A 19,570-nucleotide genomic window follows, 5' to 3' on the forward strand; every position below is an offset into this window, starting at 1 on the left:
TACTCCCTTATATGAAAAAGGTCATCACGGCATTAACAGCCACAGCAGCGATTTCAACTTATGGTCTCACGCAGGATGCATCAGCGGACACAAGCAGTGTCCATCCCATAGTCAGCGGCGATACGCTTTGGAGCATCGCGAAGTCGAATGGCCTCACGGTCGATCAGCTCAAGGACTTCAACAACCTGTCATCGGACCTGATCCGTGCGGGCAGCCAGTTGAACCTATCCAATACATCATCCACGACGGCTGCACCATCCACATACACCGTCAAAGCGGGCGACACACTATGGGGCATCGGCAACAGGCATAACGTTTCTGTCGCGGACTTGAAGAAATGGAACAACTTATCCAGTGACCTCATCCTCGTCAATCAGACATTGACTTTAAAGGATGGCGCTGAGAAAGCTGAACCGAAGAAAACAGTCAAAGTTGAAACAGAAGAGACGGAAGCTGTTGTTGAAGAGGTTCAGGAGAGCGCGGATACATATACCGTAAAACCGGGTGATACACTCTACCGCATCGCCACTGAACACGGCATGACATACCGCACATTGATGGCAATCAATGGTCTGACCGACTATGTGATCTACCCGGGAGATGTGCTTAAGCTCAAAGGCGGAGCACAAACTGAAGTGGTTGCAGAAGATGAAGCACCGGCTGACGAGGCAGCTCCGGTCGAGGAAATTGATGTTGTTGAAGAAGAAACTGCAACAGAAGAGCCGGCAGCTGTAGAAGCGCCTGTTGAAGAAACAGTCGTGGAAGAAGTTGAGGCTGAAGCACCTGTTCAGGAAGAAGTCGACACTGTCGTTGAAGGGGGAGCTCCAGCGGAAACACCTGCAGAAGAAGCTGTGACAGAGGAAGTCGAAGAGCCGGCAGCTGTAGAAGCACCTGTTGAAGAAACAGTCGTGGAAGCAGAAGAACCAGCTGTAGAAGAGGCTGAAGAAGCACCTGCAGTTGAAGAAGAAGTTGAGGCTGAGACACCTGTAATTGAAGAAGCACCGACTGAAGAGACTGTCGTAGAAGAAGATGAAGAACCGGCAGTTGAAGAGGCGCCTGCAGTTGAGGAAGAGGTTGAGGTTGAAGCACCTGTAGCTGAGGAAGTACCTGTCCAAGAGGAAGAAGCTGCAGTCGAGGAAGAACCAGCTGTAGAAGAAGTTGAAGCTGAGGAACCTGCAGTTGAAGAGGAACCTGCTCAAGAGGAAGAGGTTGAAGCAGAAGAACCTGCGGCCGAAGAAGCACCTGAAGAAGTTGTTGAGGAAGAAGCACCGTCAGTCGAAGAAGAATCTGCTCAAGAGGAAGTTGAAGAGACGCCTGCAGTTGAGGAAGAGCCGGCTGCTGAGCCTGCACCTTCCAACATCACCGGTGATTCCTACACGGTTCAAAGCGGCGACACACTGGCAAGCATCGCGAAGAGAGCCGGCATGAACTACAACGACATCATGGCCTACAACGAAATGGATTCAGTACTGATCTACCCAGGTCTCACCCTTGACCTGGTCGACAACCGTCCGGCTGAACCAGTACAGGAAGAGGTTTCTGCACCGGTTGAGGAAGAAGCAGTTGAAGAAACTCCAGAGGTGGTTCAGCCTGAACCGGCACCTGAACCTGAAGTGGAAGAGGTTGTTGAATCTGAACCTGTCGTCGAAGAAGTCCAGGAGCCTGAAGTACAGGCACCTGCCAACCCGTCAGCTTCATACGGCACGAACTGGTATCCGCACGGTGAATGTACATGGTACGCTTTCGAACGCCGCAAGCAGCTCGGCAAGCCGGCAAGCGGCAGCTGGGGCAATGCCTATAACTGGGCAAACGCAGCTCGTTCCCAGGGTCTCGCTGTAAACAACACACCATCCGTCGGTGCCATCATCCAGTCGAATGCTTGGTCCAACGGTGCATACAGCTTCGGGCACGTGGGTGTCGTCGAGCAGGTGAATCCGGACGGCTCGATCATGATCTCCGAGATGAACTGGAGCAACGGTCTGGGCGGCAAATCATTCAGGACACTGTCTGCATCACAAGCGGCGAATCATAATTTCATTCATTAATCCCCCTTAATATAGATCGTCCCGCTTACTCCTAAGCGGGATTTTTTATTTTTAATGATTTAGCTCACTCCAGTGGAATGTAAAGCGCTTACATTATATAATGGATAAAATATAACATATAGTGGTGATAATATGACTATTCATTTGACTGATGATGACGTTCAAGATTTGATTGCTTTAACGAAAAATTTATTAAGAAAACACAATGTTAGTTTATCTAAGCCAAGTAGAGGCAAACTCTCCATTACTTCCACCACCGATCAAAGCAAATTTTGTTTAGATTATTTTATCCGTCCCGGCAAAGCAAGTTTGAATTTTCGTGAATTAGTCTATAATTACTGTATAATAAGAATAAATTTGAATGAAGGTTTTCATAAAAATGCTGATGATAAAAAAGTTTTCGGTAACAGAATCAATATCTTTTCAGCAGATGAATTTCATGATAAAGGAGATAGCAAAACATATATGAAAGCTTTTTCTTTACCATATTCAAGCTTTAAAGACTCTTCTGACCCGGAAGTTCAGCTTATACAGTTATTGGATTTTACTAATACTTACTACCAAGGTAAACTTACCATCAGTCCACATTTATTTTAGGGGGTGTCTCGATGTACACGGAGGAAATTAAAGATATAAGCGAAAATTATTACAATTGGCTAAAAAATAATCACCAATTCATTTCTTTAGAGGACGAAAGCATGGAAATATACTCTCCAATGTTAGACTTTTTTGGTGACTCTATTTCGGTAAATGTTTCTAAAAGTGGAGACAGATATTATCTTTCTGATTTTGGAGAAACATTATGGAATTTGGAAATAGCAGGAGTAGACTTGATTAGTGATAAAAAATCAAAGAAGTACCAATTATTCAGGAACATCATTACTTACGATGATTTAAATTTTGATGAAACTAATCATGAAATAAATAAGTTGACTACCAAAGCCAATTTATCTCAAACACTTCATGATTTTATCCTGGCACTAGCAAATGTCAGTAATTTAGCCATCACAAGAAGAGAAACAACCATCAGTTTGTTCAAAGATGAAGTCATGAATTATTTCCTAGAAAATCGGGATAAACTTTATCCTCAGGTGTTCCCCGATGTCAGTGTTCAAGGGAAATCAAAACTTATTCACAAATTTGACCTGACCTTTCCTGGCAGACGAACCGAGTACATCAAAATTATGAAAAGCCTCAACAATAATAATGCAAAAAATATTCTTTTTGATTGGCAGGATGTAGAAGAATACAGAAACATGACTTATAATACCGATTCCCGATTAAATATCATTCATCAAGATTTAGAATCGATCCCATCCTCTGTCCTCACCATGATGGAAGAGTACGGGGTGGAAATATTCTCTTTTGAAGAAAAGAATAAAATTGAAAATAAATTCAGTAAAACAGCATAAAGGGTTTAGGATCAAAACTCATAAAAAAATATAGATTAAATTACAGATAGTAAAATCCGTACGTTTTACTCCCGGGGGACAGCATCGCGCAAGACTACAGGCTTGCGCGATGCCCCAGGAAAGCAAATGTACGGATTTATTTTTCATATAAAACTCTGTCCCGGCCTCTTTTATTTACAGCAACTCTTTCCTTGAGCTTTTGTTCATGAACCAGCGGCTGGTGAGGCCGAGGCCGATCAGGAGACCGAGTATCCCGAATGCGGGATAGACGATGCCGACGAGTTCGACGAAGCCGACGAAGCTCAGGAAGTATCCGACGACCGCCGCAATGATGAGGATCGTGTAGTACTTTTTCGTGTACGGCTCACTGTAGCGTTTCAGGAACGGATACAGGACACCGACGCCGGTGTTGTAGATGACCAGCAGCATGACGATCGCCAGTGTGAGCTGCAGTGCCGGGTGGATGTTCGCAGCGAGTGCGAGCGTCGGCAGTGCGATGTCGTTCACCACATCCATATTCGAGATGAGTGCCGCATTGATCAGCAGCATGAGCACCGTGATGACCACACCGCCGAGCAGTCCGCCGCGTGCCGCCGCCTTGTGGCTGGATGCATTCGCGCCCATGATGGACAGGAAGCTGAATGCCGTTGCGAGTGTGAAGCCTGCATACATCGCGCCGTCCAGGAACCAGACACCGCTCGGTGTGCGTGACGCATCAGCCAGTGCATCGACGGTATCGAGCGGCACCTGCGGATTGAAGATGTTCAGCATCGCAATGATGACGACGACCGCAATCAGGAACGGCGTCACGACCCCGAGTGCCGCGACGATCTTATCGAAATCGAGCATCAGCGTGATGACGATGAAGCACACCATGATGAGCGTCCCGAGCCATGTAGGCAGACCGAAGCTCTCATTGAAGGCAGAGCCTGCGCCGGCAAACATGATGACGGCGATGCCGTACAGGAAGAAGACGAATAAGTAATCGATGATCGTACCTGTGACTTTTCCGAACATCGTGAATATCGGTGCCTTATGTGAATCCGCCTGGATGCGGTATCCGAATTTCGTCGCCTGCCGTCCGATGAACAGCACCATGAGGCCGGACAATAATATGGCCGCATAGCTGTAGAGCCCGTGGTTCGTGAAGAACTGGAGGATCTCCTGTCCGGTCGAGAACCCGGCACCGACGATGACGCCGGTATAGGCGAACGCTATTTTCCAAATTTCCCTGTTCATTTTCAAACCCCTTTTATGCAAGATAAGTCTCCATTATACCGACTTTTCTGATTAATGTAAAATTTGAGTCTTTGCGTTTTGGTTGCATGAAAAAAGCAGGCCGGCGGCCTGCTTTTTTCATTTCATCACGACGGCGAAGATCGTCATTTTCCCGCTGCCTGTATTGTCGATGCCGTGGGAACCGCCTTCATCGATCAGGCAGAAATCCCCTGCGGAAACTTCCGAACTGCCCGAATTCTCATGGAATCGGCCGGTTCCTTCCATTATATAGTAGCCTTCGTAGTCTTCCTCATGTTTGTGGAAGCCGATGGTGGCACCGGGCGGCACCGTCACTTTGACGACCGCCTTGAAGGCATGATGGCCGTCGGTGCTGCACTTTTCAATCGTGACGACCCCGCTGCCGCCGTGGAGGTTTTCGATTTGCATCTTTTCATCAGTACGGTAGATCATCTCATCCCTCCTATCCGCCCACCAGGTCCGGCAGGAATGTCGATATGGCAGGGAACAGGATAATCAGCAGCACCATCACGCCGATGATCGCGAGGACATGGAGGATGTACGGCAGTGTATCTTCGATGCCCATCTTTCGGTCGGTGATGCTGCAGCCTGCGATGAGGGACAGCCCGACCGGCGGTGTGATGTTCGCGAGTGCGAAGTTCATGATCATCACCATGCCGAAGTGCACCGGATCGATGCCGTACTGCTGTGCGATCGGCATGAAGATCGGGCTCAGCAGCACGATCAGCGACGTCACTTCCGTCAGCGTGCCGAGTATCAGCAGTATGAGCGAGACGATCAGCAGGAACATGAGCGGCGAGTCCGCGAACTCCAGGAAGAAGTTCGATATCTCCGCCGGGATCCTGTTCGCCGTGAGCACATACGTGAACCCGCTGGCGAGCGATATGATGATGAGGATCGTCGCCGACGTCACGGCCGAATTCTGCATGATCTTGATGAACTTTTTGATCGACAGTTCCCCGTAGAACATCGCGAGGATGAACCCGTAGGCCACCGCGATGACCGCCGCTTCGGTCGCCGTCGCAAACCCGGAGAATATGCTGCCGAGGATGAATATCGGCGCGAGCAGCGGCAGAATCGCCTGCCTCGTGATCGTGAACATCTCCCGACCGCCGACCTTCTCATGCTCTGCAGCGCCGAAGCCTTCCTTCTTCGCCATGAACGCCACATAGACGCACATGATGACGGTCAGTATGACACCCGGGATGATGCCCGCAAGGAACAAATCCCCGATGGAGATGTTCGCGGTGATGCCGAGGATGACCATCGTGATGCTCGGCGGGATGATCAAACCGAGCACCCCCGCCGGCCCGATGACGCTTGCGATGAAGGAATTTGAGTACTTCTCCTCCTTCAGCTTCGGCACGAGCACCGAACCGACCGCATACGTCGTCGCGACGGTCGAACCGGACACCGAGCCGAACAAGGCCGTAGTCACGACGGTCGTGACAGCCGTGCCGCCCGGCAGCTTGCCGAGCAGCGCCTTCGCAAAGCGCATCAGGCGCGTCGTGAGACCACCCTCGCCCATGATGTTGCCGGCAAGTATGAACAACGGGATCGCAAGGTACGAGAAGTTGTCCACACCGGAAAACATCCGCTGCACGAGTATTTCATTCGACACACCCGTCGAGAACAGTGCGACCACCGTGACGATCCCGAGTATGTAAGCGATCGGCACACCGAGGAACAATAGGAGGAAGAATGAAATCAATATCATGATGATCATACATTCGCCCCCTCTTCATTTTCCACCGGATTCTCAAAGATGCCTGAGATGATGAAAAAGATCGCGAAGATTCCGCTGACCGGTATCGCCATGTAGAAGGCCGACATCGGAATCTGCAGCGTCGATGAAGTCGATCCCAGCGCCGTGATGGACAGCAGTGTGCCGTAATAGATGACGATGAGGTAGAACGTGATGATCAGCACGTTCACCGCCGCCTGAAGGTATTTCCTCGCGCCCGGCTTGAATTTACGCACAAAGAACGTCACGGCGAGGTGCATCTTTTCATAAAACGCGAGACTGCTCCCGAGAAATGTCAGCCAGACGATCATCAGCCGTGAAAATTCTTCAGTGCCCGGCATCGAATAGCCGATGCCCCGCGTGATGACCTGCAGCAGCACCGTGCCCGTCAACAAGGTCATGATGATGACGACTGCCGCGGCAACTATGGTTGCGACTACTTTTTTCATCTTCCGAGCCTCCCTCTTGAAAAAGAAAGGGAAGAGTTACTCTTCCCATCCTGATGCCTCACGATATATATCCATCATCTCTTCGCCGAATACATCCTCTTCCCATTCTTCATAGACGGGGAGCATCGCTTCCCTGAATGCTTCAGTGTTGACGTTGTCATTGATTTCCATGCCGTTTTCCTCAAGTTCAGCCAGGTATTCCCCTTCCATTTCATCGTTTTCATTCTGGACGACTTCGGAAGCCTCATCGAATTCCTCGATGATCACCTGCTGGTCCTCTTCGGATATATCGTCCCAGATGTCGCTCTCAGCGACGACCATGACCGTATTATAGAAATGGCCCGTCAGTGAAAGGTAATCCTGGACTTCGTAGAATCTCGGTGCAACGATGTTCGCGAGCGGGTTCTCCTGGGCATCGAGTGCGCCCTGCTGGAGTGCGCCGTATACTTCACTGAATGCCATGACCGTCGGCAGCGCGCCGACCTGTTCGAAAGCATCCACACGCAGTGCAGTTTCAGCCACACGTATGTTCATGCCTTCAAGATCTTCCGGCTCGACGATCGGACGGTCGTTGTTCGTGATGTGCCTGAAGCCCCACTCGAGATAACCGATCTGTGTCATACCCTGTTCGTCCATGATGCCTGCAAGCTCTTCACCGAACTCGCCCCTGTAGGCTTCCCTCGCATTTTCGATGTCCGCCCACATGTATGGCAGATCTTCGATCGCCATCCTGTTGTCCAGCGTCTGCATGCTGCCGACCATGATGGCACCGGCCTGCATGCTGCCGACCTGGATCTGCTCGAGCATCTCAGTTTCGGAACCGAGCTGGCTGTCCGGATAGATATCCAGTTCCACGCGCCCGTCCGTCCTTTCAGCCACATTCTCAGCGACCGCATCTATCTGATCGGCAGCCGGTGTGCCCGGTGACAGTGCATGCCCGAGCTGCAGCGTCACGCTTTCGCCGGAACCGCTCTCTTCACCGTTGCCCTCTCCGTCTTCTTCTCCGTTGCCGCATGCGGCCATAGCCAGCACCATGAGTGATAAAACACCCGTCTTCATAAGTTTCATATTAACTCCCCCTAATTGAAATCGCTTGCAAGTATACTGTATACTAAAAGATACAGGAATCCTTTTTTCCAGTCAACTCATATTTACAATTTTAAGAATATTCTTTGATATGGATGGCGTTTCAACATTAAAATGGTGTGCATTTCTATAAATGAGGTCAAATTTCTTTGGATATTTGGAAATGAAAGTGCTATCATAAAAATCAGTATACTGTATACCGAACGTTTCATCCTGCTTTTCAGACCGCCGCAATGAAGACTACCCAGGAGGTATGCATATGAAGAAGATCCACAGGACCGTCCGATTGTCCGACCAGGCGTACGACATCATCAAGGCATCCATACTGACCGGGGAGCTGTCGGCCGGGGATGCCCTGCCGGAGGAACGGTATGCCAGACAGCTCGGCATCAGCCGCACCCCTTTCAGGGATACGCTCGCGCGGCTCGCAGCCGAGGGGCTCGTCGTGCAGCAGAGCGGTGCACCCGCAGTCGTCGCAGAATTCACGAAGGATAAGTCGCTTGAATTCCTCGAACTCAGGTATGTGCTCGAAGTCTACAATTTGGAGAAGGTGCTGCCGAAAGTGGATGATGCCGTCATCAGCCTGCTGCGGGACAACCTCGCACAGCAGGCGGCAGCCATCAAGGCGGACAATTATTCCGATTTCATGACATATGACAGGGCATTCCACGCCATCTTCATCGACTTGAACCCTAATGAGGAACTGAAGAAGGTGGTCGAAAGATACAATAATGACTTGAGCCGGGCATTCCTCCTGCTGTCGAGCACGGTGCCGGCCAGTGCGGGCGATGCGCTGTCTGAACACCGGGACATTCTCACGGCCATCGAGGATAAGAGCCACATCACGGCACGGAATAAGATGATCCTGCATTTAAGCAACGTGGAACAGCGTTTCATGAAATTTTACGAAAACCAGAAGTAAGGGGCACATGATATGAATTGGCAATCTGAATCTCAACTTGAAGACCTCATCAAAATGTTGGTGAGATGGGACAGCCGCTCGGGCACGCAGGGGGAGATCGACTTCCCGCATAAACTGAAAGCGGAAATGGAAGCGACGCTGCCCCGGGAGCATTTGAACATCGACCTGATCGACAGCGGCCGCGCGAGGCATGCCCTCACCGCCGCCTATATGAAGGAGGCGAATGCAGACACGGTCATACTGATCAGCCATTTCGACACGGTGCACACCGATGAGTTCGGCAAGAATGAACATATGGCATTCGATGTCGACGCACTGACCCGGCATTACGAGGCGCACAGGGCCGGCTTCAAACCCGACGTCGTAAAGGATATCGCAAGCGGCGAGTACTTGTTCGGCCGGGGGATCATGGATATGAAGATGGGACTCGCGCTTCATATGAACATACTCGAAAGAGCAATCCATGAGTCATGGGCGGTCAACGTCATCGTGCTCACGGTCCCGGATGAGGAAGTCGATTCCGCCGGCATGCGCCATGCGGTGGCGCACCTCAATGCATTCAGGGAAACGCACGGACTCACCTACAGCCTCATCCTCAACAGCGAACCGAGCTTCAGCCTGCATCCGGATGATGACAAGTACTACATCTATACGGGCTCCATCGGCAAGATCATGCCGGCCACGCTGTTCTACGGCGTGGAGACGCATGCCGGTGAACCGCTGAAGGGCCTGAATGCCTTATACATGAGTGCGTATCTGACCAAAAATCTGGAGTTTTCGGATGTCTTCAGGGAAGAGGACATGAATGAATCCACACCGCCGCCCATCACGCTGAAGACGATGGATCTGAAAAATGATTATTCGACGCAGACGACGAACCATGTCGCCAGCCTCTCGAACGTCTTCACGCTGAAGCAGCAGGCCGATGAGATATTCGGCAAATACGAAGGGCTGGTCAATGACTCGATGGCCGAGCTCCAGAGGGATTATGAACGGATCATGGAAACGAACGCCGTCAGCCGACCGTTCGAAGTCACCGTCATGTCCTACACCGAACTCTCCCGTTACGCGGTTGAGAAGCTCGGAGAAGCGCGGGTGCGTGAGATCATGGATCTGTACACGGGCAACGACTTCCTCGATGATCGGGTGAGGAGCACGATGATCATCGATGATTTGATGGAGGAATGCCGGGAGCTCGCCCCGGTGGCGGTCAATTATTTCGCCCCGCCCTACTATCCGCCGGTCAACAACACCGGGGACCCGCTGATCCAAAGCATCACGGACTATACCGAGGAGACGCTCGGCAGCCGGGATATCGACGTCAGCGTCATCAATTACTTCAACGGCATATCCGACCTCAGCTATGTCGCCTACCAGGGCGATGCCGAGAGCTGGAAGAGCTATGAAGCGAACACCCCTGTATGGGGTGAGACGTACACCATACCGTTTAAGGATATGGAGGCGCTCGATACGCCGTTCATCAACATCGGCCCCTTCGGCAAAGATCCGCACAAACTGACCGAGCGGCTGCATAAGGAGAGCGCCTTCAAAACCACACCCACCCTGCTGCAGGACATCATACGCCACTTCTTCAAGGCATAGAAAATTGGGGCTGGGACAGAATTTTATATGAAAAAATAAATCCGTACGGTTGCTTTCCTGGGGCATCGCGCAAGCCTGTAGTCTTGCGCAGATGCTGTTCCCCCAGGAGTCAAACGTACGGATTTTTCGTCTCTTTCATTCAATTCATACTTTTTTCAGGACTGATGTGCCATCCCCTTTATGCGTCCAGCAGTCTCCTGACGGTGCCGAGCATCACTTCGGCGCCCTTCTGTATATCTTCATCCGAAGAGTATTCCGCCGGATTGTGGCTGATGCCATCCTTGCTCGGGATGAAGATCATGCCGGCATTCATGCGCCGCGAGAGCGGATTGGCATCATGGTTCGCCCCGCTCGTCATGACGTCATATCCGGCGCCGGCCGCTTCGCATGCCGCCTTGATGTGGTCCATGATGTCATCCGACATGTGTGCCGGCGCCTTCGCCGGCGTTTCGGCGATGTCCACATTGTAGTTGGTCTCCGCAAATGTTTTGAAGCGCGCCTTGATTTCATTCAGCGTCTCCATATCATCGCCGCGCAGGTCGATGGAGAAGCGGACCCTGCCCGGGATGACGTTCGGCGATGCCGGGGACACTTCAAGCGTCCCGACCGTGCCGACGAACGGCGGCCCGTATGATTGGACGATGTTTTCGAACGCGTTGAGTATCTTCGCCGTATGCATCAGCGCATCATCCCGCTCCGCCATGCCGATCGTGCCGGCATGACCCGCTTCCCCGTGGACGTCGACGATCATGCGGTGCAGGCTCGCAATCGAGTTGACGATGCCGATGTTCAGATCCTTCGACTCGAGATGTTTGCCCTGCTCGATATGGAGCTCCAGATAATCCGTGTAGTCCGCGTAGCCGATCGAATCATCGACGGCCGCCACGGTCCGGTTCATTTCCGCGAGCCTCTCCTCAAAATCGTCACCCCGCTCGAGTGTGTCCGTGAAGACGCTGCTGCCGACGAGGCCGACCTCCTCCGCCCTGAAGGCGACGACCGTCATCGGTTTTTCAAGCTCAACCCCGCTTTCGAGCAGCACCGCCGCCGTCTCGAGTGCGGTGATGACCCCGAGTGCACCGTCGTATTCCCCGCCGTTGTTGACCGTATCCAGGTGGGACCCTGCGAGCACCCCCCGCCCTTCCGGCCCGATCGTCCCGAAGCTGTTGCCGAAGGCATCCTGGTGGGTGCGGAGCCCGAGTGCCCTGCACTTCCCGATGAACCATTCATGGGCCCGGTCTTCAAAATCGGAGAACGCAGGGCGCGTCATCCCCTCCCCGTCGTCCGTGATCGAATTCAGCTCTTCCAGCATACTCATCAGGCGTTCCATGTTCATTTCCATAAAAATTCTCCTTCCCTCATGCCTGCTGTGTTGTAACCGCTTCAAATCCCGGCAGAACGGGATGCAGTTTTGACAAAGCAGTGTCATGTATGTTTACAATGATACTTGTGTTCCAAAATTCACATTAATTTCCCCAAATCCCCTGAATGCTTCCAATCCTCTGATACCACAAACATATTTGAACGATTCGTAAAACAATTATAACAAAATACTTAGGAGATGATCATTTTTGAGTTCAGCAAATAAGAACGCGATTAAAATAGGATTCGCCTATGTAGGGGTCGTCCTCGGCGCAGGTTTCTCGACCGGGCAGGAAATCCTACAATTCTTCACCAATTATGGATTGATGAGTTATGCAGCGGTGATACTGTCGGCCGTCGTCATCATGTTCATCGGCAGGCAGGCGGCGAAACTCGGCCATAGGCTCGACGCAGACTCGCACCTCGGGCCCATCAAGATGTTGTTCGGGGAAAGGCTCGGCACTATCGTCGATTATATACTGGTATTCTTCTTATATGGTGTGATGATCATCATGCTTGCAGGCGGCGGTTCTGCATTCAATGAAAGTTTCGGCCTGCCGGCATGGCTCGGTTCACTGATCATGGCATTCGCCGTGCTGATCACACTGACCATGGGCTTCGATAAAATATTGACGACGCTCGGCGCGGTCACACCGGCACTGATCGTCATCGTGATGATCATCGCAGCATTCAGCCTGTTCAACCCGTCCGTACCGCTATCGGAAGTCGGACAGTATACGGACACGGCAAAGACGCCGACGGGCATCTGGTGGCTTGAAGCGATTACATACAGCGGCATCGTGCTCGCGATGGCATTCAGCATCCTGTCCATCGTCGGATCGCAGTCCACCATGAAAGTCGCAAAACGCGGCGGATTATACGGCGGCATCATACTTTTGATACTCATGCTGCTGATGAACGGCGGACTGCTTGCGAAGATTGATGTGACATCCACGGCGGACCTGCCGACACTCGTGCTGGCAGCGGAGATCCATCCGACACTGTCACTCGCACTCACCATCGTCATGCTGCTGATCATTTACAATACGGCGGTCGGCATGCTGTATCCGTTCCTGACGAGATTCTGGACGCCGTACTCGAGGCGCTATAAGACGGCGCTCACCGCGAGCGTCACAGCCGGGTATTTCTTAAGCCTCGTCGGCTTCGTGGATCTCGTGAACTTCTTCTATCCGATCCTCGGCTACCTCGGCATCGCGATAGCAGTGCTTTTGACCGGATTATGGGTGAAGAGCAAAGTGACGGGCGAATTCATCGTCAAGCGCAAAGCGAAGGCACCGAAGCAGATATAGTATTTTTATGATTTGGGGAAGCAGCCACCGGAAAATTTTCCGGTGGCTTTTTGTGTGGTGCGGGAGTATCATTGTAATTATTTTATGGCAGGCTTATACTTATGAAATCAAACGAGGTTGGAGTGTTGAAAAATGAAAAGGATGATCATGGGTACTGTTTTCACTGTGGCCGGAATAGCCCACTTTCTCACACCCGAGCGGTTTGCGAACATCATACCGGGGTTCGTCCCCTTCAAGAAGTTCCTTGCGCTGTTCACCGGAGTGCTGGAGCTGATTTTCGGCCTGATGCTGTTGTTCAATAAGTATAGAAATTGGCACATCACTTCCATGCAGGCATTTTTATGGGCGGTGTATCCGGCAAACATCTACATGCTGACGCACCGGTCGAAGATCGGCCTCTCCCATGTGCCCCGGTGGATACTGATTTTGAGGCTCCCGCTGCAGTGGGTGATGTCGGATAGTCTCGAAAAACTGAAGAAATGAAGATGACGCCGGGGGACTTTCAAAGTGCCCCGGGTTTTTATTTCCTGAATCATTTAAGCTTACTGTTTCAAGTCATACCGGACGGGGAATAATTCTATAGATTGATGTAAATGATATGGAGGCTGAAAATATGGGCAGAATTGAATCTTTTACAACCGAGAGCGCAATGTTGGACAGGGTGGAGCAGCTTAGATCCGACGGACTCGCAGAAGACCGGATGACCGTGATATCCAAATACGGTGTTGAGGACGTCAGTCCGAGGTTTGCGGGTTTGAATCAAAGAACCACGGAGACGGATACATGGGGCAGCATCGTCTCATGGTTCCAGGGCGATGACCCCAATAATAAGGTGATGGATACGCTTGAACTGACCGGGCGTGAGAAGGAAGAGTATGAGAATCACCTGGAAGCGGGCCGCCTGCTCCTCTACATCGATTATGACGACCATTCGTTCTACCGCTTCACGGATGGAAATGAATCGTATGATTATCAGGATCCGGAACGGCCGCGCCGTCCGGCGGAGGGTGATGAGGAAAGCATCCAGCTCCGGAAGGAGGAGCTGGTCGTCGATAAGGAGCGCCAGCAGGTCGGTGAGGTCGTCGTCAACAAGCGCACCGATTCGGAAGTGCAGGAGTTCGATGTGCCGGTCGACCGCGAGGAAGTGACCGTCGAACGCCGTCCGATCGAGGGCGAGCCGTTATTCGAGGAGTACAGCTATGACGATCCGGGCGATGACGTGGATGTCATCCGCATCCCGATCACCAAGGAACGGATCAAGATCGTGAAGGAACATGTGGTCACTGAAGAAGTGATCATCCGGAAGAAGATCGTCACGGAGAACAAGCATATCTCCGAAGTGGTCCACCATGAGGACATCGATGTCACGGAAAAGGTGGACCGGGGCGAAGAACGTAGCAACCTGGATAAGCGGTTATAAATTAAGTATGGAGTACAGGCCGGGCCTGTGCTCCTTTTTCATTTATGGCCAAAATCCGAACTTTGTCCGTCCGGGACACGCCGGGCCGTCATTTCAGTAATGATTCTGTTAAGATGAAATTATTGAAAATACGCTGCAGGAGGACAAAATGGGCAAAATCGAATCATTTCCAAGTGAAATGCTATTGATGAAACAGATAGATCGCTTACTCAAAGATGGCATAAAGGAACCCCAGATGACGGTCATCGCAAATTCGGCCCTCTCCACCACGAAGTCGACATTCACCGGCATCCACTATCAGGCGGAGGAGATGGGCCCGTGGAAGAAATTCAAGTCCATGATGGCGGTGAAGAGCCGGGAAGAAAAGGCGATCGATACACTCGACTTGACCGAACATGAGCAGTTCGTCTACAGGAAAGCACTGGAAGAGGATCAGATCGTGCTGTATGTTGAGGATGCATGAAGAACGGTATTGGACAGAATTTTAAATGAAAAATAAATCCGTACGTCTGCTTTCCCGGGGCATCGCGCAAGCCTGTAGTCTTGCGCAGATGCTGTTCCCCCGGGAGTCAGACGGACGGATTTTTCGTCTCTTTCATTCAATCAATACTTTTTTTGAGGACTGATGTCCGAGTCCCGTCTTTCATATGTTGATGACCATGCCTGTTTCAGCGAGTTTGACGTCTTCGACTCCTGCAGATTGTACAGTTTGGAGCAGCTCTTCTGTGTTACCGTAGTGCGGCAGGTGGGAGAGGATGGTCTTTTTCGCACCGGACTTTTCTGCCAACATGGCCGCTTCTTCCGCGTTCATATGGCCGAGCCGCTCCGCATCCTCCCCTTCATAATGGCTGCATTCGGTGATGAGGACATCGGCGCCTTCCGCAAATTCGGCGAGGCTGTCCTGATAGCTCGTATCCGCGGTGTAGATGAGCGTTTTGCCCGTGTCATCAATGATTTTCATCGCATACGTCTCGACCGGATGGGTGTTCTTGTGGAATGTCACCGTGAACGGCCCGACGTTGAAGCTGCTGTTCTTGTCGTACGGGTGGAACGTATTGAACTGCGTATCCTCCACCTGCTTTCTGATGTCTGCATCCTCCGGCCCGTAGATGTTGAGCGCCCCTTCCGCCTGGTCGATGTACGTGCCGATCATGCGGCCGAACATGAAGGCGCCGAGGTCGACCGAGTGGTCATAGTGGTAATGGGAGAGGAACAGATGATCCACTTCGTTCAGTTCGATGTAGCTCTGCACGTGGGCCGCCACCCCGCTGCCTGCATCGAGCACGATCGCGAAACCGTCCTTTTCGATCAGATAGCCGGACGTCGGTGCATCCTTTTTCGGGAAGCCGCCCCACATGCCGACGATTGTACATTTCATTGCATACACCCCTGACTTTTAAAAGTTGATGTAAATCCATCATATCATGGTATCATTAAGGGATCGTGGTTTTTATTATAAAAAGCATCTAATGGTGTAGTGGCTTAAGGCGTGACGACTATTTTAGAACGGGGTGTGTGACATGCAAGTGACTGAGAATTTCATCCGGTATCTGCATACGGAGAGGGTTTATAAAAAGGGCAGGATGTACTATGTGGAGGGCCGGGTGAAGGGCCTGAGGCATGATGCCGGGACGGATACATGGCGGGCGGTGGTCACGGGGAGCCGTGATTACAATGTGCACATCGTGGTCCATACCACGTTCGTCAGCAGCTACTGTGACTGTCCGGCGTATCCCGCGAGCAACAAGTGCAAGCATACTTGCGCCGTGCTGTTTGCGGTGTCACATGCACAGGTCGCGGCGGAGGATGGTGCGCGTGAGCCCCGTCCCGTGGCCGATAAAAGGACCGGAGCCCCGAAATACAACCCTGCTGCCAACCTGATGCGGTTCTTCAACGGGATCCAGACAGAGGCGCAGGGGTCGCCCGGCGGACAGGGCCTGCTCAAGGTGGAATTCACGCTCAGGACGTTCATGCCGGGGTACTATTTCCGGCTGAAGGAGACGTTCAACATCCAGATGCGCATCGGTGAGGAGCGGCTGTATGTCGTGAAGGATATACGCGATTTCCTGCATGCGGTCACGCACAACAATGCCCTCATGTTCGGGAAGAATTTCACATTCGATCCGGAGTTCCACCATTTCTCGCCGGCGGACCGGGCGGTGATCGATAAACTGCTTGAGATCAGGCGGACGGAAATCTTTTATGAGAACAGCGCAGATATCAGACCTGCGCGGAAGAAAGGGAAAGAGATGCTCCTCCCTGCGAATGCCGCAGATGATTTGATCTTGAAGCTCCAGCATGTCGACTGCAAATTTGAAAATGAAGATTTGACCTACGGCCGGGTGAAGATCGGCACCGGGGATCTGCCGTTCGCTTTCGCCCTCGATGCGGCGGAGGATGAGGATTACGTCCTGAAGATCGTCGATCATGCCGGCGGTTTTCATTACGATACGTACGGCTGGTATGCAGCGGACGGTGTGCTTCATAAATTGACGGACGCCCAGAACCGGGCGCTGCAGCCGTTCACGGAATATTTGGAGGAAGGCACTTCACCCGATATTCCGATATCCACGGATCAGATCGGCACCTTCATCTCCGGCACGCTGCCGAAGCTTGAGAAAATCAGTGAAGTGAAGATGGCTGAGCAGATATCCGAAAACGTGGCGGACCCTGATCTAGACGCCCGCATTTATGTGGACGGCACGGATTACAGCCTCGCGGTGCATATCGAGTACCATTACGGTGATGTCATCATCAACCCTTTCACGGGGACTACGGAAAATTATGATGCTGAAGATAAAATACTGATCCGCGATGGTGAGCGTGAAGCGCACATCATGGCGATACTGGAAAATTCGGGCCTCAAAGTGAGCCACGGCCGGCTGCATGCGGATCATGAAGACGAGATATTCGAATTCCTGCATGAGACGCTGCCGGTGCTTGAAGGACTCGCTGAAATCTACACCGCATCTGCCGTGAAATCGATGATACTCCCTGAAGCACCGAAAGGTACGGTGGAAGTGGATGCGCCGGGCGGGAACTTCCTGGAAGTGAGCTTCAACTTCGAAGGCATCGGTCAGGATGAGATCTCGGCAGTCCTCGAGGCAGTCAGGGAGAAGAAGAAATATGTCCGTCTGCCGGGCGGTGCCTTCGTATCGCTGGATGATGAGAGCCTCGCTGAAGTCGCCGGGGTCCACCGGTCGCTTGCGGATAAATCCACCGTCAATGGCGATGGCACGATGACCCTCCCCCTCCATCACGGCATGCTTGTTGAAGACCGGATGGCGGGCCTCGAGTTCAATACGCCGGCGTTCGGTGATAATTTCAGGCGATTCATCGAAGCGTTGAGGCACCCGGAAGCGCGTCCGGTTGCGCTGCCTGCGGGCCTGGATGCGGATTTGAGGGATTATCAGGAGACCGGCTTCAAATGGATGAAGTCACTGTCAAGGTACGGCCTCGGCGGCATTTTGGCCGATGATATGGGGCTCGGCAAGACCATCCAGTGCATCACGTATATATTGTCGGAGATCGATGAGGGTGCGGATGCGCCCTTCCTGATCGTCGCGCCCGCGTCGCTCGTCTATAACTGGCGGAACGAAGTCTCGAATTTCGCACCGGATCTGCGTGTGGCGATAGCGGCCGGTGCGCGGAATGAAAGACGTGAAGTGCTTGAAGGCGACGTGCCGGATGTCTACATCACCTCCTACCATACTCTGCGCCAGGATATCGAATGGTACGAGGCGCGCACGTTCCATACGCTGATTTTGGATGAAGCCCAGGCGATCAAGAACTACCGGACCAAGATTGCGCAGGCCGTGAGGCAGATTACGGCGCCGAAGCGGTTTGCTTTGTCCGGGACGCCGGTTGAGAATTCGATGGATGAATTATGGGCAGTGTTCCAGGCGGTGATGCCGGGGTTTTTATTCGACCAGAAGACGTTCCGGAGTCAGGAAGCAGGGACGATTGCACGGCTGATCAAGCCCTTTATTCTCAGAAGGCTCAAGGAAGATGTGCTGACCGAGCTGCCGGAAAGAATCGAGACCGTGCATTATTCCGAGATGAATAAAGACCAGAAGAAGCTGTACCTCGCCTATTTGAACAAGATTCAGGCGGAGGCGGCGGAATCGCTGGCAACGGAAGGGCTGCATAAGGGCCGGCTGAAGATTCTGGCCGGGCTGACGCGCCTCCGGCAGCTGTGCTGCCACCCTTCATTGTTCGTGGATGATTATGCCGGCGGGTCCGGCAAGCTTGATGCGCTGTTGGAGATCATCGAAAATGCGCAGGCCAACGGGCAGCGGATGCTGATATTTTCCCAATTCCCGAGCATGCTGAAGATCATCCGGGAGCAGCTCGATGCGGCCGGGCGGCAGAGTTATTATCTCGACGGGCAGACGCCGGGCGGCGAACGGGTGCGCCTCGTTGAGGCGTTCAATGAAGGCGGCGGGGATATATTCCTGATTTCGCTGAAGGCCGGCGGCACGGGGCTGAATCTGACCGGCGCCGATACGGTGGTGCTGTACGATTTGTGGTGGAATCCGGCGATCGAGGAGCAGGCCATCGGGCGCGCCCACCGGATGGGACAGAAAAATGTGGTCCAGGTCATCCGGATGATTGCGCAGGGCACGATCGAGGAGAAGATCAACGCCATGCAGCAGGAGAAGAAGGAAATGATCGACAGCATCATCCAGCCCGGCGAAATGCAGCTCTCCTCCATGTCGGAGGAGGATATCCGCGAGATACTGTCGATATAGGGATGGGCTGGCGGCGGAATCAGATTTCACTTGGCCGATGGGGGTGGGCTAGCGCTCATTCAGCTTTCCCAGTGAGCGACAGGCGGCCTCTAGCGCTCATTCAACTGGCCCAGTGAGCGACAGGCGGACTCTAGCGCTCATTCAACTAACCCAGTGAGCGATAGGCGGGGTCTACCGCTCGTTCAGCTTTCCCAGTGAGCGACAGGTGGCCTC

Annotated in this window: 17 protein-coding genes; 10 read left to right on the forward strand and 7 right to left on the reverse strand. The window is 52.4% G+C overall.

Annotation, left to right across the window (positions count from 1 at the left end):
- Positions 1 to 11 precede the first annotated feature (11 nt).
- The 3 genes from BUA12_RS07435 (at position 12) to BUA12_RS07445 (ending at position 3,457) form a co-directional block, all read left to right on the forward strand.
- A complete protein-coding gene (locus BUA12_RS07435; RefSeq protein WP_072709945.1) occupies positions 12 to 2,045 on the forward strand; it encodes a LysM peptidoglycan-binding domain-containing protein in 2,034 nt (677 codons plus the stop codon).
- Between the two features lie 132 nt (positions 2,046 to 2,177).
- Positions 2,178 to 2,642, forward strand: coding sequence for a DUF6978 family protein (locus BUA12_RS13040; RefSeq protein ID WP_072709947.1), 465 nt, complete (start codon positions 2,178 to 2,180; stop codon positions 2,640 to 2,642).
- Positions 2,643 to 2,653: 11 nt separating this feature from the next.
- Positions 2,654 to 3,457: a DUF1828 domain-containing protein gene (locus BUA12_RS07445; RefSeq protein ID WP_072709948.1), complete on the forward strand. Its 804-nt coding sequence runs from the start codon at positions 2,654 to 2,656 to the stop codon at positions 3,455 to 3,457.
- Positions 3,458 to 3,631: 174 nt separating this feature from the next.
- Here the strand turns inward: BUA12_RS07445 and BUA12_RS07450 are convergent, their stop codons facing one another.
- From BUA12_RS07450 to BUA12_RS07470, 5 genes are all read right to left on the reverse strand, one after another.
- A complete protein-coding gene (locus BUA12_RS07450) occupies positions 3,632 to 4,696 on the reverse strand; it encodes a YkvI family membrane protein (protein ID WP_072709949.1) in 1,065 nt (354 codons plus the stop codon).
- A gap of 117 nt (positions 4,697 to 4,813) precedes the next feature.
- Complete coding sequence (locus BUA12_RS07455; RefSeq protein ID WP_072709950.1) at positions 4,814 to 5,146, reverse strand: cupin domain-containing protein; 333 nt, start codon at positions 5,144 to 5,146, stop codon at positions 4,814 to 4,816.
- 10 nt (positions 5,147 to 5,156) lie between these two features.
- Entirely contained in the window at positions 5,157 to 6,440 is a 1,284-nt protein-coding gene (locus BUA12_RS07460) for a TRAP transporter large permease (RefSeq protein ID WP_072709951.1), read from the reverse strand.
- Positions 6,437 to 6,907, reverse strand: coding sequence for a TRAP transporter small permease (locus tag BUA12_RS07465; protein WP_072709952.1), 471 nt, complete (start codon positions 6,905 to 6,907; stop codon positions 6,437 to 6,439). The genes BUA12_RS07460 and BUA12_RS07465 overlap by 4 nt, the downstream gene beginning before the upstream one ends.
- Positions 6,908 to 6,943: 36 nt before the next feature.
- Positions 6,944 to 7,975 carry a DctP family TRAP transporter solute-binding subunit gene (locus BUA12_RS07470; RefSeq protein WP_245772775.1) on the reverse strand — a complete coding sequence of 344 codons (1,032 nt, stop codon included), beginning with the start codon at positions 7,973 to 7,975 and terminating at the stop codon, positions 6,944 to 6,946.
- Positions 7,976 to 8,252: 277 nt separating this feature from the next.
- Between BUA12_RS07470 and BUA12_RS07475 the strand changes: the two genes are divergently transcribed.
- Together BUA12_RS07475 and BUA12_RS07480 are read left to right on the forward strand one after the other, a co-directional pair.
- Entirely contained in the window at positions 8,253 to 8,915 is a 663-nt protein-coding gene (locus BUA12_RS07475) for a GntR family transcriptional regulator (protein WP_072709953.1), read from the forward strand.
- A 12-nt stretch (positions 8,916 to 8,927) separates the two neighbouring features.
- Positions 8,928 to 10,517 carry a M20/M25/M40 family metallo-hydrolase gene (locus BUA12_RS07480; RefSeq protein WP_072709954.1) on the forward strand — a complete coding sequence of 530 codons (1,590 nt, stop codon included), beginning with the start codon at positions 8,928 to 8,930 and terminating at the stop codon, positions 10,515 to 10,517.
- 178 nt (positions 10,518 to 10,695) lie between these two features.
- On the opposite strand, the gene BUA12_RS07485 is transcribed toward BUA12_RS07480, so the two are convergent.
- Positions 10,696 to 11,856: a Zn-dependent hydrolase gene (locus BUA12_RS07485; RefSeq protein ID WP_072709955.1), complete on the reverse strand. Its 1,161-nt coding sequence runs from the start codon at positions 11,854 to 11,856 to the stop codon at positions 10,696 to 10,698.
- 229 nt (positions 11,857 to 12,085) lie between these two features.
- Between BUA12_RS07485 and BUA12_RS07490 the strand changes: the two genes are divergently transcribed.
- The 4 genes from BUA12_RS07490 (at position 12,086) to BUA12_RS07505 (ending at position 15,069) form a co-directional block, all read left to right on the forward strand.
- Positions 12,086 to 13,186: a YkvI family membrane protein gene (locus tag BUA12_RS07490; RefSeq protein ID WP_072709956.1), complete on the forward strand. Its 1,101-nt coding sequence runs from the start codon at positions 12,086 to 12,088 to the stop codon at positions 13,184 to 13,186.
- Between the two features lie 132 nt (positions 13,187 to 13,318).
- Positions 13,319 to 13,669, forward strand: a complete 351-nt coding sequence (locus BUA12_RS07495; protein ID WP_072709958.1) for a DoxX family protein — start codon at positions 13,319 to 13,321, stop codon at positions 13,667 to 13,669.
- A gap of 130 nt (positions 13,670 to 13,799) precedes the next feature.
- Positions 13,800 to 14,606: a YsnF/AvaK domain-containing protein gene (locus BUA12_RS07500; RefSeq protein ID WP_072709960.1), complete on the forward strand. Its 807-nt coding sequence runs from the start codon at positions 13,800 to 13,802 to the stop codon at positions 14,604 to 14,606.
- A 148-nt stretch (positions 14,607 to 14,754) separates the two neighbouring features.
- Positions 14,755 to 15,069 carry a general stress protein gene (locus tag BUA12_RS07505; protein WP_072709962.1) on the forward strand — a complete coding sequence of 105 codons (315 nt, stop codon included), beginning with the start codon at positions 14,755 to 14,757 and terminating at the stop codon, positions 15,067 to 15,069.
- A gap of 180 nt (positions 15,070 to 15,249) precedes the next feature.
- Here the strand turns inward: BUA12_RS07505 and BUA12_RS07510 are convergent, their stop codons facing one another.
- Complete coding sequence (locus BUA12_RS07510) at positions 15,250 to 15,984, reverse strand: MBL fold metallo-hydrolase (protein WP_072709964.1); 735 nt, start codon at positions 15,982 to 15,984, stop codon at positions 15,250 to 15,252.
- 142 nt (positions 15,985 to 16,126) lie between these two features.
- Between BUA12_RS07510 and BUA12_RS07515 the strand changes: the two genes are divergently transcribed.
- Positions 16,127 to 19,357, forward strand: coding sequence for a DEAD/DEAH box helicase (locus BUA12_RS07515; RefSeq protein ID WP_084670027.1), 3,231 nt, complete (start codon positions 16,127 to 16,129; stop codon positions 19,355 to 19,357).
- The last annotated feature ends 213 nt before the right edge of the window (positions 19,358 to 19,570 follow it).

Source organism: Lacicoccus alkaliphilus DSM 16010, from assembly GCF_900142805.1.
Classification (GTDB): domain Bacteria; phylum Bacillota; class Bacilli; order Staphylococcales; family Salinicoccaceae; genus Lacicoccus; species Lacicoccus alkaliphilus.

What these genes read in the sequence shown, in the direction of transcription:
- BUA12_RS07445 (WP_072709948.1), top strand. Translation starts at nt 2,654, where the DNA reads ATGTACACGGAGGAAATTAAAGATATAAGCGAAAATTATTACAATTGG.
- BUA12_RS07435 (WP_072709945.1), top strand. Translation starts at nt 12, where the DNA reads ATGAAAAAGGTCATCACGGCATTAACAGCCACAGCAGCGATTTCAACT.
- BUA12_RS07450 (WP_072709949.1), bottom strand. Translation starts at nt 4,696, where the DNA reads ATGAACAGGGAAATTTGGAAAATAGCGTTCGCCTATACCGGCGTCATC.
- BUA12_RS07475 (WP_072709953.1), top strand. Translation starts at nt 8,253, where the DNA reads ATGAAGAAGATCCACAGGACCGTCCGATTGTCCGACCAGGCGTACGAC.
- BUA12_RS07500 (WP_072709960.1), top strand. Translation starts at nt 13,800, where the DNA reads ATGGGCAGAATTGAATCTTTTACAACCGAGAGCGCAATGTTGGACAGG.
- BUA12_RS07510 (WP_072709964.1), bottom strand. Translation starts at nt 15,984, where the DNA reads ATGAAATGTACAATCGTCGGCATGTGGGGCGGCTTCCCGAAAAAGGAT.
- BUA12_RS07480 (WP_072709954.1), top strand. Translation starts at nt 8,928, where the DNA reads ATGAATTGGCAATCTGAATCTCAACTTGAAGACCTCATCAAAATGTTG.
- BUA12_RS07485 (WP_072709955.1), bottom strand. Translation starts at nt 11,856, where the DNA reads ATGGAAATGAACATGGAACGCCTGATGAGTATGCTGGAAGAGCTGAAT.
- BUA12_RS13040 (WP_072709947.1), top strand. Translation starts at nt 2,178, where the DNA reads ATGACTATTCATTTGACTGATGATGACGTTCAAGATTTGATTGCTTTA.
- BUA12_RS07465 (WP_072709952.1), bottom strand. Translation starts at nt 6,907, where the DNA reads ATGAAAAAAGTAGTCGCAACCATAGTTGCCGCGGCAGTCGTCATCATC.
- BUA12_RS07515 (WP_084670027.1), top strand. Translation starts at nt 16,127, where the DNA reads ATGCAAGTGACTGAGAATTTCATCCGGTATCTGCATACGGAGAGGGTT.
- BUA12_RS07460 (WP_072709951.1), bottom strand. Translation starts at nt 6,440, where the DNA reads ATGATCATCATGATATTGATTTCATTCTTCCTCCTATTGTTCCTCGGT.
- BUA12_RS07505 (WP_072709962.1), top strand. Translation starts at nt 14,755, where the DNA reads ATGGGCAAAATCGAATCATTTCCAAGTGAAATGCTATTGATGAAACAG.
- BUA12_RS07495 (WP_072709958.1), top strand. Translation starts at nt 13,319, where the DNA reads ATGAAAAGGATGATCATGGGTACTGTTTTCACTGTGGCCGGAATAGCC.
- BUA12_RS07470 (WP_245772775.1), bottom strand. Translation starts at nt 7,975, where the DNA reads ATGAAACTTATGAAGACGGGTGTTTTATCACTCATGGTGCTGGCTATG.
- BUA12_RS07455 (WP_072709950.1), bottom strand. Translation starts at nt 5,146, where the DNA reads ATGATCTACCGTACTGATGAAAAGATGCAAATCGAAAACCTCCACGGC.